9 protein-coding genes and 1 other RNA gene are annotated in these 15,180 nt (G+C 47.1%); 5 read left to right on the forward strand and 5 right to left on the reverse strand.

Features of this window, described 5'->3' with window-relative positions; translation table 11 throughout:
- Positions 1 to 134: 134 nt before the first annotated feature.
- The 3 genes from ssrA to NC994_RS19890 form a co-directional block, all read right to left on the reverse strand.
- Positions 135 to 525, reverse strand: a transfer-messenger RNA (tmRNA) gene (gene ssrA, locus NC994_RS19880).
- Positions 526 to 708: 183 nt separating this feature from the next.
- Complete coding sequence (locus NC994_RS19885) at positions 709 to 2,427, reverse strand: serine/threonine-protein kinase (protein ID WP_190433146.1); 1,719 nt, start codon at positions 2,425 to 2,427, stop codon at positions 709 to 711.
- A gap of 64 nt (positions 2,428 to 2,491) precedes the next feature.
- Complete coding sequence (locus NC994_RS19890) at positions 2,492 to 4,639, reverse strand: BamA/TamA family outer membrane protein (protein ID WP_242032503.1); 2,148 nt, start codon at positions 4,637 to 4,639, stop codon at positions 2,492 to 2,494.
- Between the two features lie 224 nt (positions 4,640 to 4,863).
- Here NC994_RS19890 and NC994_RS19895 point away from each other — a divergent pair, with 224 nt between their 5' ends.
- Both NC994_RS19895 and NC994_RS19900 read left to right on the forward strand, forming a co-directional pair.
- Entirely contained in the window at positions 4,864 to 6,189 is a 1,326-nt protein-coding gene (locus NC994_RS19895) for a lipid-A-disaccharide synthase-related protein (RefSeq protein WP_190433149.1), read from the forward strand.
- Between the two features lie 251 nt (positions 6,190 to 6,440).
- Positions 6,441 to 6,863, forward strand: a complete 423-nt coding sequence (locus NC994_RS19900; protein WP_190433151.1) for a response regulator — start codon at positions 6,441 to 6,443, stop codon at positions 6,861 to 6,863.
- 103 nt (positions 6,864 to 6,966) lie between these two features.
- Here the strand turns inward: NC994_RS19900 and NC994_RS19905 are convergent, their stop codons facing one another.
- Entirely contained in the window at positions 6,967 to 7,692 is a 726-nt protein-coding gene (locus NC994_RS19905) for a 2-phosphosulfolactate phosphatase family protein (RefSeq protein ID WP_190415674.1), read from the reverse strand.
- Positions 7,693 to 7,772: 80 nt separating this feature from the next.
- Entirely contained in the window at positions 7,773 to 8,267 is a 495-nt protein-coding gene (locus tag NC994_RS19910) for a thioesterase family protein (protein WP_190433153.1), read from the reverse strand.
- Positions 8,268 to 8,341: 74 nt separating this feature from the next.
- On the opposite strand from NC994_RS19910, the gene NC994_RS19915 reads away from it, so the two are divergent.
- The 3 genes from NC994_RS19915 (at position 8,342) to NC994_RS19925 (ending at position 15,091) form a co-directional block, all read left to right on the forward strand.
- On the forward strand, positions 8,342 to 8,494 hold the full coding sequence (locus NC994_RS19915) for a hypothetical protein (RefSeq protein ID WP_190415104.1): 153 nt from the start codon (positions 8,342 to 8,344) through the stop codon (positions 8,492 to 8,494).
- 58 nt (positions 8,495 to 8,552) lie between these two features.
- Positions 8,553 to 13,745, forward strand: coding sequence for a tetratricopeptide repeat protein (locus NC994_RS19920; RefSeq protein ID WP_190433155.1), 5,193 nt, complete (start codon positions 8,553 to 8,555; stop codon positions 13,743 to 13,745).
- Between the two features lie 188 nt (positions 13,746 to 13,933).
- On the forward strand, positions 13,934 to 15,091 hold the full coding sequence (locus NC994_RS19925; RefSeq protein WP_190433157.1) for a DUF928 domain-containing protein: 1,158 nt from the start codon (positions 13,934 to 13,936) through the stop codon (positions 15,089 to 15,091).
- The last annotated feature ends 89 nt before the right edge of the window (positions 15,092 to 15,180 follow it).

The raw sequence follows: 15,180 nt of genomic DNA on the forward strand, positions 1-15,180 counted from the left end.
CAAAAGTGTTATTAGGTCTGCTTTCCAGGAAAGTTGACTCTAAACGATTAACCTAAAATAATTAAAACTAAACTTATTAAAAGCAAAAACCACCTTGTACTTTTAGGTAGAAGGTGGTTTTAAAAAGTAATTAGAAGTGGAGCCTACGGGAATCGAACCCGTGTCCAAATTGGGTATTAACCTATCGCTCATTCACAGGTTTAGCCTATCTAACCCTCAAGGCGGGAACCATCCATTATCCCGGATGACAGGATTCTCTGATGAGGTCTTAGCTAGCAAGTCTACCAGAGACAACTTGCTATAGCATCCGTTGGGGTTGTTCTGTAGCCCTTAACGGAGTCAGACTACAGACGCTCAGAAACCTATGAGAGGTTTTTAGGCAACGACAGCTGCCTGACGAGCGAATGCTACGATGTTGTTTTTCGCAGTTACTTTTTTTTGAGTCCAGTATTAACGAGAGAAGACTCACTCTCGACCTGAATCACGGGGCAGCGTTCGCCAACCTGTCGAAACCATTAAGGCCCCCTGTCTCACATATCCTATTATAGTTATTTGTTGAAGGAATGACTGAATTTAAGAAGGTTTCCAGAGACAGTTTTCGGGAGTAATAGCCGAACGATTCAGTTCGGTTTAATCGGCGGTTGGCATCCCAATTTTAGAGGGAAAGGCGATCGCTCCCAATTGTGCAAACGTCGATACAAGCAGTCGCTAATTATCCTTCTGTTTGTCCGATTTCTCCGGCTTGTCCGGTTTTTCCGGCTTGTCCGGCTTAGACTTCTTTTCCGATTCCGGTTGGGATTGAGTTTCTGGTTTAACAACTGGCACGACAACTGAACCTGGCGGTGCGGAAGTCTCTGGTGCAGATGAGGGTGCAGGATTAGTTGGCTTGCGATCGCTGCGAGGGAATGGCGGCGTCGCTTCCGAAGCGGTGGGAGGCTGCGGATTGGCAACCGGGGATGGTGGCGGCTGTTCCGAAGCGGGAGAAGGTTGTGGATTGTTAGCAGCCGGTGGCAGAGTTTGTTCGGATGTAGGAACCGGCTGTTTTTGCTCCCTGCGTTCTATTTCTGCCTGTCCGGCGTTCTTGTTCGCCTCACGATTAGATTGCGGCTTGTTTGAGTTCGGGGATTTCGATGAAGTGTTTGCAGGAACATCCGGAACATCGCGCTTAACCCGCTGCTGAGATTTTCTGCGGAAGGATTTTTGAACTTCAACGGGTTGCCGTTCAGACTCAGTAGGGGTGCTATTAACTTTCTCTACGGATTCGGGAGTGACAGTTTGTGCCTCTTGTGGCTGATTTTGCGGCTGGGATTCCGGTTGGGCAACAGGGGAAGCGTCGGGCGGTTGAGGCTGACGCCAGACAGAACTCAACGCGATCGCTAAACCGGATGCGATCGCGATTCCTGTAGCAATGAAAAGACTGCGGGGATTTCGGAAGAAGGAAGAACTGGATTGATGGTTTCTCTCTTCTGGTACGGGCGAAGCGATCGCGCCTCCATTTCTTGAACCCGAATTTTTTCCCACCAAAGCTTCGCCTCTAGGCGGTGATGGAGAGATCGCTGGGATAGTTGCCACTGTATGAGTTGGCGGCATTGTTTCGGCAGTGGAACCTCCAAACTGAAGATCCGGCAACAGAGACAGCCACTCATCTACACTGCCAGGTCGATATTGAGCATCAACAGCCATCCCGCGCATCACCGCCTGATTTACCGCCGGACTTAGGTAGTGTTTTAAGTCGCGGGGCGCTGGCATCGGTTGCCTGTCTCTGAGTACCGCAGGCGTTGGTACTGTTGCCGTTAACAGCGCGTAAAGTGTGGAGGCTAACCCATAAACATCCGTCGCTGAGGTGCGCTTTGCTTGGGGCAGGTACTGCTCAATGGGGGCATACCCTTCGGAAACAATACTTGTGTGAGTTTGGGTTGAGTCTGGCGTAAACTCCCGCGAAATCCCAAAGTCAATCAGCACCACCTCTTGAGTTCCTTGGCGCAGAATGATGTTCTGGGGCTTGATATCCCGATGCAGCAGATTATTTTGATGCACCACTTTGACTGCTGCCCCAATCTGCTGCATGAAGTGAATAGCAGCGGACTCTGGCAGAGGCTTGTCCGGAAACACGACCTCTTGCAAAGTTTGACCCGCAATATAGTCCATTACCAGGTAGGGCAACCCAGCTTCCAAAAAGAAATCGTTAACCCGAACGATATTGGGATGGACGCACAACGCTAAACGTCTTGCTTCATCCTGAAACTGACGCCCAAATCTGGCAAAGTCAGGATGCCGACAGAGGGAATCGTTAAGCGTTTTAATGACTACGGGTTGACCCAAGTAGTGGTGGGTGGCTTGAAAGGTAACGCCAAAGCCACCCCGTCCCAGTTCTCGATCGAGAGTGTATTTGCCACCCTGCAAAGTTTTGCCAACTAGCGTGTCCATGCAATCACCAAGAATGAAGGATGAGCTAATTTGAACTCGTTTTAAATTTCTCTTCCTTCCGATGTTAGAACCTTTGACCGATGCCGAATTGGAGTCGGCTTTCACCGTGGTCGTTGATACCAAAGTCAGCCCTGAGCAAGCCAATCGGGGATTGGACGCGCACACCAGCTCCGTAGCCAAAGCCAGTTCCTTGTTTGCCACGGACAGTTCCAGGTTCTCCCGGCACCGTATCGCCAGAGCCTAAGTCGGAGCCAAAGTCAGCGAATAAAACGCCACCTACCGGCTTAAAAACTGGGAAGCGATACTCGGCAGAGGCTAACACATAGCTGCGACCGCTGGCAACATCACCACTTCCGTAGCCCCGTACAGAATTGATGCCACCTAGATTAAAGGCTTCATAGGGCGGGAGATTGCCGATGGTTGTGCCTCCCTGCACGTTGAAGGCTAATACATCTGGAGTTGCACCGTTGGTTAAATTAAAGGGTATGTACTGGCTGTAGTTTGCCTTAACCCGGTTCATCAAGATACTGCCGTTCCCAACCGGGATCGATTGTTCTGTACTGAGGCTGACGACCGAGCCTTTGGTTGGGTTAATTGGATTGTCTCGTTTGTCTTGTGCGATCCCAGCAGACACGGAAACTTTGTCGTCGATACCGTTTTGGCTATAGGAAAGGCGATTTCCTAATTCATCTACGGGTGAGAGATTGCCTTTGCTATCGCGGATGCTGGTGCGGGTGTAGTTCACGCCTACCGATGCCTGCACATCGCCTACAGGTTTCGTGAAGGTGACGCCGCCGCCAAACTGCCCTTCCCGAACTTTGTCCCCATTCGGCAGCTTGACATCTTCGTTAAAGGTTTCGGAAAGTTGCCGCTGTCGAGATGCCTCGATACTATATCCAGGGCGGTCTGGATTGCTGGCGCGATAGGGACTGGTAATATTCCCATTAAACTGTAAGTCGCTGCGGCTTGCTTGGACATTCAAACCTACCTGCTGGTTAATGCCCCCAAAATTTTGGTCTTTATAATTAATGCTGCCGAAGATGCCACTGTTCTCGCTGTAACCACCCCCAACGTTGACGGCGCGGGAAGTGCGTTCGGTAAGGTCGTAGCTCACGTCAACTTTTCGAGAATCGCCACTGAGGGAAACATCCGCGTTGTCAAACAGCCCTAACTGATACAGCCGTTGCAAGTCTGTCCGTGCCGCATCGACCCGGAAGGGTTGACCCGGCTTCAGTTTTAACTCCTGACGGACGAAATTTTCTTGGGTGCGTCCTTTGGTTGGCTTGCCCTCGCTGTCCAAAAAGCGGATTTTCACATTCCCGACGGTACCCTCAGCGACTTCAATGGTGACTACCCCATCGCGGCTGGGTTGCACGGCTAGCACTTGTGCTGCCACATAACCATTTTGCTTGTACCACTGATTGATTTGTTCGGCACTTTGGTTGAGGGCATTGGGACTAATTTTTGCCCCCAGTTGGGATTTAAAAATGTCGTTGGCAACCGCTGGGGTCAGGGCTTGGGCACCGGAAAGTTTGAGCGATCGCACCACCAGGGGTTTCACCTCGAAGACTGTTCTCAGTCCATTTGGCTCGGTATAACTGTTTACGTTGGCATCAGTAAATAGTCCGGTCGCTAAAATCGCCGTTACATCCTTTTGCAGCTGGCTTTGACTGGTATCTCCACCCGGACGAGTTTTAATCGTTTGACGGACAATTTGCTGCAACTCTGGTGTCGCTCCCGCTACCTCAATACCTGTCGCGGTCACGACCAAATCTGGTGAATTGAGAGAGCTAGCAGGCGCTTTTTGGGGAACGCGAGTCGTCTGAGTAAATTGAGGCAGTGTCCGGGTTTCCGGTGCCGCAATGGCTCTCGCGGGGCGGGTGGTGGCAGAATTAACTGGAACAACCACTTGGCTATTGACGGGTTGTTGAGCTGGCGCGGATGGCTGGCGCGTACCCGAATTAACCGGGACAACGACCTGAGCATCTGCTATTTTTTGAGTTGCGGCTGTCGAGGAGGGCACATCGGAAGTGACTGGGACAACGACAACTTCTTCAGCGTTTGGTGTCTGATTTGGGGATGAAGAAGTTGTACTGGCGCTAGCCAGAGAACTGAGATCGCTTGCAGCCAAAACCGCTAAAGTGCAAATAGCCAAAGAAGGAACGCGCATTATAGAAAACCAGGGAGAGAGAGGAGGAGAAGGAGATTGCATACAGATATCCAGCGAAATGGTATAAGACGGTAGCTAGTGTAAAATCGCTAATTGCTTATCGCTTACGAGGTTTTGTTAAATTTGACACTCGCTATTGCCGTCTGGTTCCATTCGTCGATTTTGAATTTGGAAATTTTTCCCTGGCTTCTCTGGAGTCAGGAAGGTTGGATTTTGGATTGGCAATGGAGAAACAATCGAAAATCTAAAATCTGTGGAGGTCTGGGATGAGGGTACTGTGCCTCAGCAATGGTCATGGGGAGGACATTATTGCCGTCCGGATTTTGCAAGAACTTCAACAACAGTCTCATTCTTTAGAATTAGCAGCCTTGCCATTGGTGGGTGATGGGCGAGCTTACGCTGAGTTAGATATCCCTATCATTGGTCACGTGCAAACGATGCCCTCCGGTGGCTTTATTTATATGGATGGGCGTCAATTGGTGCGAGATGTACAGGGCGGTTTACTACAGCTCACCCTCGCCCAGCACCGCGCGATCCGGAAGTGGGCGTCCCCAGGCAGAACCAAGGAGCGAAGCAGAGGCGTAATCCTGGCGGTGGGAGATATTGTCCCGCTACTATTTGGCTGGTTAAGCGGCGTTCCCTATGCTTTTGTGGGTACGGCTAAATCGGAATATTATTTGCGAGATGAAGCGGGGCCATTGCCACGGCGCGACCAAAGAGGGCGCTGGGAAGGTTGGTCTGGGTCTGTTTACCTGCCTTGGGAACGTTGGCTGATGAGTCAGCGGCGTTGTAAGGCGGTGTTTCCCAGAGATGGGCTGACAACTCAGATGTTAAAGAAGTGGCCTATCCCGGCGTTTGATTTAGGGAACCCGATGATGGACGGTTTGGAACCACCCAGACCAAAAGCAATATTTTATTCGTCAAATGCTGAACAGGAAGAGATGAGGCGATCGCTAATTGTGGCGCTTCTCCCCGGTTCTAGACCTCCCGAAGCTTATGCCAATTGGCAGCAAATTATGCAAGCTTGTGTGGGGTTAATGCAGGCGTTTGCACCTCGACCCGTCCTATTTCTGGGCGCGATCGCACTTGGGTTAAATTTAGACCCTTTGTGCCAAACCCTTGAAGCTCACGGTTGGCGACAATCTAATGCACTGGGGGCAAATGAGAAATTCTCTCCCTCACCGATTTCTGACCCAGAAGCACTAAGTTTTACGAAAGAAAATGGCACTCTGATTCTGACTCAGCACGCTTATAACGATTGCTTAAATCAAGCAGATTTAGCGATCGCAATGGCTGGTACGGCAACCGAGCAGTTTGTCGGATTGGGGAAACCCGCGATCGCGATCCCCGGAGAAGGTCCTCAGTTTACGAGCGCCTTTGCCGAAGCTCAATCTCGCCTGCTAGGACCCTCCCTGATTTTGGTAGAACAACCCACTAAAGTCGCCGGGGTTGTGCAATATTTATTACGCGACCCCGATCGGCTGCAACTGATTGCTGAAAATGGACGCCGCCGCATGGGAGAAGCAGGAGCCGCTGAGCGGATTGCGGCTTGTGTGATGGAACGCTTGTTGGGTTTTTACTTTTCAATTTAGGCTCAACCCATTGCTAATTGCCACTGACAGTAGGGGAGCAAAGTTGTTCTTCCCCTACTCTGATGGCGTAGCCTTATTGAAAGAAATAATTGCCCAACTCATGCCCACCCCGTTTATTTAATTGAGTTGATGCCCCAACTATAATAGAGAATAAAGAATGAGTTTCCTTAAGAGTAGATTGCTTTGAGCTGAGCAAATAAATTTTAGGTTTGGGCTTCGCCCAGCTATTGATTAGGGAGGGATCAAAATCCATGTACAAGATAGGTGTATTGGATGATGATGAAAATTGGTGTTTGATTATCGAGCGCTTTTTACGAAAAGATTTTGAAGTTCATATTTATAAAACAGTCTTTACCTTTTTACAAGAAATAGAAATTCACGATTTACTGATTATAGATTTTTCTATTCCCCCGGCTCCTTATGAAAAAGGCATGGATGGTTGCGAGATCATCAATCATATAAAAAATGATTTTATAAATCCCCCCTTATTAGTTTTAGCAACCGGCTTTATTAGTGCCAATGAGTTAGAGTTTGGCAGAGATATCTGTCCGGAGGCAGATGCTTTTTTAGCAAAAGATGCAGGGTTAGACATCATTTTGAATGAAATCAAACGACTGCTAAATTCTAAAGATAGTGATGCATCTAATCGAGCGATCGCAAATCCACCCAGTTAGATGCCTCATTTAGATGCCTCATGACTCTACAAACAATACATTTCCCGTTCGTATTCGCTTTGTAAACTGCGTTTTACAGACGGAGAAAAGTAATAAGGCGTGCTTAGATATTCTTAACCAACACTCCAATGTCTCGTTGAATCGGCAGCACATCTAAAATATCGGTTTGGGAGCAATATTTCAGGTCTTCTTGACAATCGAGGCGTAACAGCCGTTGACCGTGACTGGCGTGGTGGAACAACTCTAGTAAATTATTTTGCCACTGCTGGTAAAGAGCGATCGCGGCACATCCTTCATCGTTACCTATTTCTAGCGAACCTTTCTCTTGCAAAGAATGAGCGATCGCACCTGCACACACCGTATCCTCTAAGGAAAAACTACCTTCCCAACCCGATCCCAGCAGCCAAACCGTCTCTGGCTGCTTGCTGAGAACGTATTCTACCACCGCTTGACGATTCACTAACGCTGCTGCCAGAACCACTGGAGCCTTCTGTACTCGCGTTAGGGCGCGAGTGCCATTCGTAGTACTGATAAATAATCGTCGTCCCTGTACGCGCTCTGGCGTACAATCCAGGGGAGAATTGCCCAAATCGCAGCCAGACACTTTAGCACCGCCTCGTTCACCAGCGCGCAACCGGAGATCGGCTTGCCACTGTTCGCTGACTTGCATCAAGGTTCCCATATCGCTAAAGACTTGGACAGCCTCAGCACCCGCATTCAGCGCGGTGGCGATAGTAGTCGTAGCGCGGAGTACATCGATGGCGATCGCACACTCAGGTACGCTGTCGGAGGGAGTCAGTTCGGGCGTGTGGTAGACAAATAACTTCACAATTAAGGTTTTACCTGCAATCAAAACTATTGACTTAACATTTTAGGGAGCATTAGGTAGGAAAGCCTACCAAATTTAGATTAAACCGCTGAAAGTCGTGCCAACGCATCTTTCATCGTGGGTGGTAACTGGCGCATAATCTTACCCTTTTCTCGATCTACTACCACTAACGTGACTTTGGCAGTGACGTACAACTCTTGTCCATCGAGAGATTGAATCTGATAATCCCAATTGATGCGGACGCCCTCGGTATCTGCCATGCGCGTCTTCAGCACCGCACTCATTCCCATCCGCAGGGGGCGGTGGTAGCGCACCGAAAGATCCACAACCGGCATATCGCATCCCAAAGCGACTAAATCTGCAAATTCGATGCCAATTGAGCGCAGGCATTCCACCCGCGCCTCTTCCATCCAGGTAATATAGGAGCCATGCCAGACAATCCCTGCATAGTCAGTATGGTGAGGATGCGCTTTGACTGGGTATTCAAACCAGTTCTCTGTCGTAGCTGTTAGAGAGACGCTTTCAATCGCGCCCGTAGGTGGCAGTGATGGCGAGGTTTGTGGTTCTTCTAACACGTTGCCTATCGTCCTCAGTACACCTAGAGGATTGTACCTCTAGACTGAGCGCGATCGCCTCCTGAAATCGTTAGATGACTCTTCTTCCTGCGCGAGGGCTATTCTCAGTGCGATCCTTCCGTAACGAGCGATCGCAAGCGTGGATCTCTTCCAGTAGCATAGAAATTTTCTGCTTGCCAACCGTGATTTCCTCAGAAAGCATCGGGTTTTTGCCGATTCCCTACTGATGAAATGACCAATTTCTAAGCCAGCCATCTGCTAAACCGCTTGTGGAGGAGTTGTCCAATGCATCGTCGCGTCTATCACCTCAGTCTTCTCACGATTAGCCTGCTTCTCACCCTTCACCCTTCATCCTTCATCCTTCATCCTTCTGAAAGCGCTTTAGCACAGGCACCAACCTCTACAGACCGGAAAACTGAAGCAGACCGACTTTTCCAACAAGGCGTACAGCAGTATCGTCAAGGGCAATACCCAAAGGCACTCGCCACCTATCAACGGGTGCTAGAAATACAGCAACAACTGAATGACAAAGCCGGAATTGGGCAAACCCTGAACAACATCGGCGAGGTTTACTACTGGTTGCGGCAACCTGACAAAGCTTTAGATGTTTTGCAGCAAGCTTTGGCTATTCGCAGAGAATTAAAAGATCGTACAGGGGAAGGAGAAACCCTAGATAATATTGGCTTGAGTTATTTCTGGAATGACCAAAATGACAAAGCTTTAGAAACCTTGCAACAAGCTTTGGCGATTCGTCGGGAAGTACAAGACAAAGCAGGAGAAAGTAAAACCCTCAGTAGTCTTGGCACGCTTTACGCGGGTGGTCTTCAGCAATATCCCAAAGCCTTAGAAAGCTTACAGCAAGCGCTGGCAATCCAACAAGAATTAGGGGATAAATTTCTACTGGGAATTACTATGCGCCGAATGGGGACAGTCTATCGAGGCATGAAAGAGTATCCTCGTACTTTGGAGTGGTTGGAGAAATCGTTAGCCCTCAGCCGCGAAGTGCAAAACCGTGTAGGTGAAGGGGAAACTCTCTATCAGATCGGCTTAACTTACTTTAATCAAGACAAGTATGACCAGGCTTTGCAATTTTATCAGCAAGCATTGCCTCTTATTCAAGCCGTAGGAATTCACCTAGTAGAAGCTGGCATTCTCGAAGGAATGGGAGATTCTTACTTTAATCAAAAACAATATGAGCAAGCGATCGCTTTTTACCAACAATCCCTCCCTGTTGTTAGAGAAGTAAAGAATAAGTCCCAAGAAGTTGGCATTCTTCTATTCATAGGGAAGGCTTACAGCAGTCTCAAGCAATACGAGCAAGCGATCGCCTTTAAGCAACAAGCTCTGGCAATCGCGCAAGCCATTCCCAATAAAGCGCAAGAAGCCAATGTTCTCTCTGGAATAGCCTATATTTACTTTAGTCAAAATCAATATGAGCAAGCGATCGTATTCTATCAACAAGGACTGGCGATTACACGAGAAACCCAAGATAAGCCCCAAGAGTCTAACTTTATATCTCTAATCGGAAGTTCTTACTATTTGCAAGGTAAAGACGAGCAAGCCATTGAATTCCTTCAAAAATCATTAGCTATTCGCCGAGAAATTAAGGATAAACCCGCTCAACTAGAAACCCTAATCTTGTTAAGTGGAATATATAGCTCAACAGCCATATCATTTGTCAACAGAGGGGTGTATCCTCAAGCAAAAGCAGAGTATTCTCGCGTGATAGAGTTGGCACAGGAAGCTTTAAACCTTGCCAGAGAATTGAAAAAAACAAAATCAGAAGCAAGTGCTTTAATTCATCTGGGAGCAGCTTACAGCTTCTTTCAAGACGAGCGAAAAGCGATTGAAGTGTTACAACAAGCGATGAGCATTGCGCGAGAAACCAAGGATTTAGGTATTGAAGACTCAGCTCTGACTCAGCTTGCTAGCATTTACAATACTCAGGACGACTCTCGCAAATATATTGAAATCAGGTTGCGACAAGTCGAAATTGCACGACAGCAAAATAATAAACGGGGTGAGGCAGATGTTTTACTCACTTTAGCCAGCACCTATAACGTACTTGGAGAAAATCAAAAGGCAGTCGAAACCTACCAGCAAGCATTAGCCGCAGCGCGACAAATCGAAATCGCTAAACTATTGCCAAATTTACAAGATAGTGCGTTAAGCACAGAGTCGAGTGCCCTAGATGGCTTAAGCCTGAGTTACAGCAATCTTGGGGAATATGACAAAGCTATTGATTGGGCGCAACAACTATTGAAGCGTGCACGAACCCTCGGCAAACCTGAATTAGAAGTCAACGCGCTGCTGAAGTTGGCTTTCTTATACAATGTGCCTCTCAAAGATGCCCCGAAAGCCATTGAAGTCAGTCAGCAAGCCTTAGCTATTGCGCGGCAAATCAAAGAATCCTCCCTTGAAGCAAAGGCACTGGCAAGCTTGAGCAGCGCTTACAACAAACAGGGAAACTATCCCTTAGCGTTGCAGTCGGCTGAGCAATGTTTAGCAATTGCCAAGCAGCTAGAAAACCCTCAACTAGAGCAGAGTGCTTTGGATGTTCTTGAAGAAATTTACTCCAACCAAGGTAACTATCAAAAAGCGGTGGAGTTTGCTCGATCTAGGTTAGCGGTAGTACAAAAGGCAAAACTGAACAACTATGAAATCAGTGCTTTAACGTCCCTAAGCCAGAGTTATGGCTTGTTAGGCGATACTACCAAAGCTGTGGAAACAGCCAAGCAAGCCTTAACTTTAGCACGACAAAGGCAAAATTCTGCTCGTGAAGCCCTAGCTTTAAATGTTCTCAGCGAAGCTTACAGAGTTCGAGGGGAATACGAACAGGGAATAGAGGCGGCGCAAACGTCTTTGGAGATATCGCGCAAAAACAAAGACTTCATCGGAGAAGTAGCGGCGGCTAGTAGTCTTAGTGAAATGTATGAGGCTTTGGGAGAATATCCAAAAGTAATTACAGTTGCAGAACCAGGTTTAGCACAGGCAAGGAAAATAAATAATCGCGAACAAGAAGCAGAGTTACTAATCTATTTAGGCAGTGCTTACGGAATTATTGGCAAATACACAGAAGGCAAACAGCTAGGAGAGCAAGGATTAGCAATTGCGCGAGAATTGAAAAATCGTAGGCTAGAATCTTATGCTTTAGCTCGGTTGAGTAACCGCTACAAAGATTTAGGTGAATACCAGAAAACATGGGATTCACTTCAGAAAAGTTTGAAAATTGCCCGTGAAACTAATGTTCCAGCAGCACAGACCTTACCTCTAACTTCTCTGGGGATTGTTTATGCTGAGCTTGGGGATTACCAAAAAAGTAACGAATTCTATCAACAAGCACTGCCCATACTACGTCAACTCAAGAATCGCTTTGACGAAAGCCTTGTGCTGCTTTTTATCGCCCAAAACTATTTTGCCCAAGGTAATCCACAAAAAACTATTGAATCCGCTCAAGAAGGATTAGCAATTGCTGGAGAAATTAAAGAGCCGCGAATCCAAGCATTTGCTAATATCTTGCTGAGTCTTGGTTATGGGCAATTGGGTAATGACAAACAAGCAATGGAAGCCGCTCAAACTTGGTTAATTTTCACTAGAAAAGTCCAAAATAAAGTTTGGGAAAAGCAAGCTCTTACTCTAGTTGGACATATCTATCGCAAATTTAGACGCCAAGAAGAAGCCATTGAGGTATATCAACAAGCACTTGCGATCGCAACCGATAATCAAGCTCCTGGCGCTGATGCTTTCATTTATTCAGGATTAGCGCGTATCTACCAAGATTTAAATCAGTCAAGTGTTGCCATTACTTACTACAAGCAATCGATTAACAAAATTGAGGAAGTCAGACGCAGTATCGAAGGCTTACCACAAGAGTTACAAAACTCTTTCTTAGATGCAACAGTTGATTTCGATAAAGTGAAGGTGTCTGATATCTATCGCCAGCTAGCAGCCTTGTTGCTCTCCCAAGGACGGGATAAAGAAGCCCTACAAGTGCAGCAACTATTGAGAGAGCAGGAAATTCGCGAAGCCATCAGTCCTAGAGGTACTACGGGGGATAAGCCGAACATTCCACTCTCTCCGACGGAGACAAAGATTCCTGCTCAAAGCGAGTCTATTATTGCCTTAGCAAAACAAATTAATGAGTGCGAAATTACCAATTGTAGTCAACTTAAAGAGCTTACGAGTCGCCGCACCTCTCTGATTGTTCAATTTGACCAACAATTGCAGAAGATTGACCAAGAAATTCGCGCTAACCGTGCCAAAGATGACGCTTTCTTTGACCCAAACAAACTGGCAAAAGCTCAAGAGATTGTCGAGGCACAACCAGGCACGGTGATGATTTATCCCTTGGTGCTAGAAAACGAACTGTGGATACAACTATATGCCCCAGGGGGTGCGGTCAAAACCGTTAAAGTTAACGTTGGAAGAGATGAATTAGGAAAGGCAGTCAAAGAGTTCCGCGATTTAATGAAGGAGTGTGAGAAGGTCGCTCATTGCGGTTCTGCTGAAGCGAATAAGATACAAGCAGTTAGCCTAAAACTTTATAACTGGCTAATTAAAGACTTAGAGGTGGAACTTCAGAATAAGAATAACCAGGTGAAAAACTTGGTCTTTGCTCTTGATAGAGTGACACGCTATATTCCGATGAGCGCCCTTTATGACGGGAAACAATACCTAATTGAAAAATATACCGTCTACAATGTATTGACGGAAGATACTGACACCCGCGATAAACTACCTGTCGGCACTCAAAATAGCCCTGTTTTGGCAATGGGATTATCTGATGCTGTCCCTGGTTTTGGTTCTCTACCAAATGTGCCTGCTGAAATCGATGCGATTGTGCGTCAAGAAACTAAAAATAATCAGGGAATTTATCCTGGTCAAAAGTTCTTAAACCGTTCTTTTGACTTTGCTACTCTGCAAGACAATTTGAAAAGTTATCGAATTTTACACCTAGCGACTCATGGGGTATTTGTTCCTGATAGCGCAGATAAATCTTACATCCTCTTAGGAACCGGCGAACAACTCACGATTCCTCAGATAAAAACTTTAACCGGGTTAAATAACATTCATTTGGTTGTGCTGTCAGCTTGCCAAACCGCTTTGGCTGGCCCCCGTCAAGACGGCATAGAAATTGCTAGTATGGCTTACCACTTCTTAAACCGGGGTGCAAAAGCGGTGATGGCTTCTCTGTGGCTTGTGGACGATAGCAGTACCAGTCTCTTGATGCAGCAATTTTATAAAAATTTAGCTAACGGCACCTCTGAAAAGGCGATGACTAAAGCGGAAGCGTTGCGCCAAGCTCAACTCAATTTGTTACAAGGCAATGTCTCAACAGCAGCCAATACCAATCATCGGGGTGGCATTATTGTCGAACAAATACCTGGTTCTAGACCGCCGATAACCCCCAGCAACGGCTCAAAATTTTCTCACCCGTATTATTGGGCACCGTTCATTTTGATAGGAAATGGACTTTAAAAACTATCAAAATTCAGGTACTTGGTAAAGGTAAAAGAGATGGAAAATATTTCTCACCTTCTAACTTACGATTTTGCACCTCTGATGCTGATTAGGAATGGATAATAACACGCCCAACTCAGATAGTTAATGCTTTGGCAATTGGCTATACTAGAGGCGCTTAACGCTTAGGAGAGGCAACAAATGCAATGAAACAAAGAATTCTAGCCGCCGCTGGGCTGTTATCTGTCCTCTGGTTCGCTACGCCAGTGAGAGCGGAAAATCCCGAACACCTTAAACGGTTGCTGGAAACCAATAAATGCTTGAATTGCGATCTTAGTGGTGCCAACTTGATTGGTGCCAGATTGGTTGCAGCCGACTTGAGAGGAGCTAACCTGAGTGGTGCTAACTTAAGCGGCGCTGACTTGTCTGGTGCTAACTTGACCAATGCCAACTTAACCAGTGTGAATTTGAATAATGCCAAATTAATGGGTGTTATTGGACTTTCTAACAATCTTGTCTCTTTGGATCCAAGAACACAGAATAGGCAGGAAAGTGGAGGATTACGTTTGAGGGGTATCGTTTACAATCCTCCAGAGCAAGAAGTTCCAAATATTCGGGAACCAGGAGCCTCGCGTGGTAGTAGCGCCTGTGCTGTTGATGCAAAGCGTCTAACTGCATTGGTACCAGGCAAGAATCCTGGTAAGAATTTTGGGGTGACGGTTACAGGATATCCAACCTTCTTCTTTTATATTCCTAAAAATGCCCCGCAGGCAGCAGAGTTGATGGTATGGGATGTAGAGGGAAAACAGGTTGTTTACGAGACCACTTTCAAGATTTCTCAAAATCCTGGTGTTGTTAGCGTTAGCCTCCCTGAAAAAGCAAATGCGCGATCGCTACAAGTTGGAAAAACATACCGTTTTTCCTTAGCACTGCTTTGCGACCCTGAAGACCGGGGGAGTAATATTTCGGTTGAAGGCTGGATTCGACGCAACGAATTAAGCGCCTCTCTTGCCAGTCAATTACAGCAAGCATCTCCCCAAGAGCGTCCAGTTATCTATGCAAAAGCTGGCATCTGGTATGAGACTCTGACGACTCTGGCTGAGCTACGTCGCGATCGCCCTAACGATTCTACGCTAGCAACAGCCTGGGAAGATTTGTTGAAGTCAGTGGGACTTGAGGCGATCGCTACCGCACCCTTGCTTCCGCAGCAAACACAGGGAAGCTCTCCACCAATCTCTCAACCTGCTGGTACTTTAAATACACCTGGAGGGCAGGCAGGGGGCGGAACCCAGCTTAGAGGTGGCGCTTACAATCCTGCGGAAATTGCAGTTCCTGGTGGGACGCAAGGAGGAGGATCGCGCTGACGATTGGATAAACCTTTTACTGGTAAGACTGGCAAATATCAATTACTTACTACAAAAGAAACGCGATGAACGATATTAAAGCTAGTCCG

It is taken from the genome of Trichocoleus sp. AS-A1, from assembly GCF_039962015.1.
Classification (GTDB): domain Bacteria; phylum Cyanobacteriota; class Cyanobacteriia; order Cyanobacteriales; family FACHB-T130; genus FACHB-T130.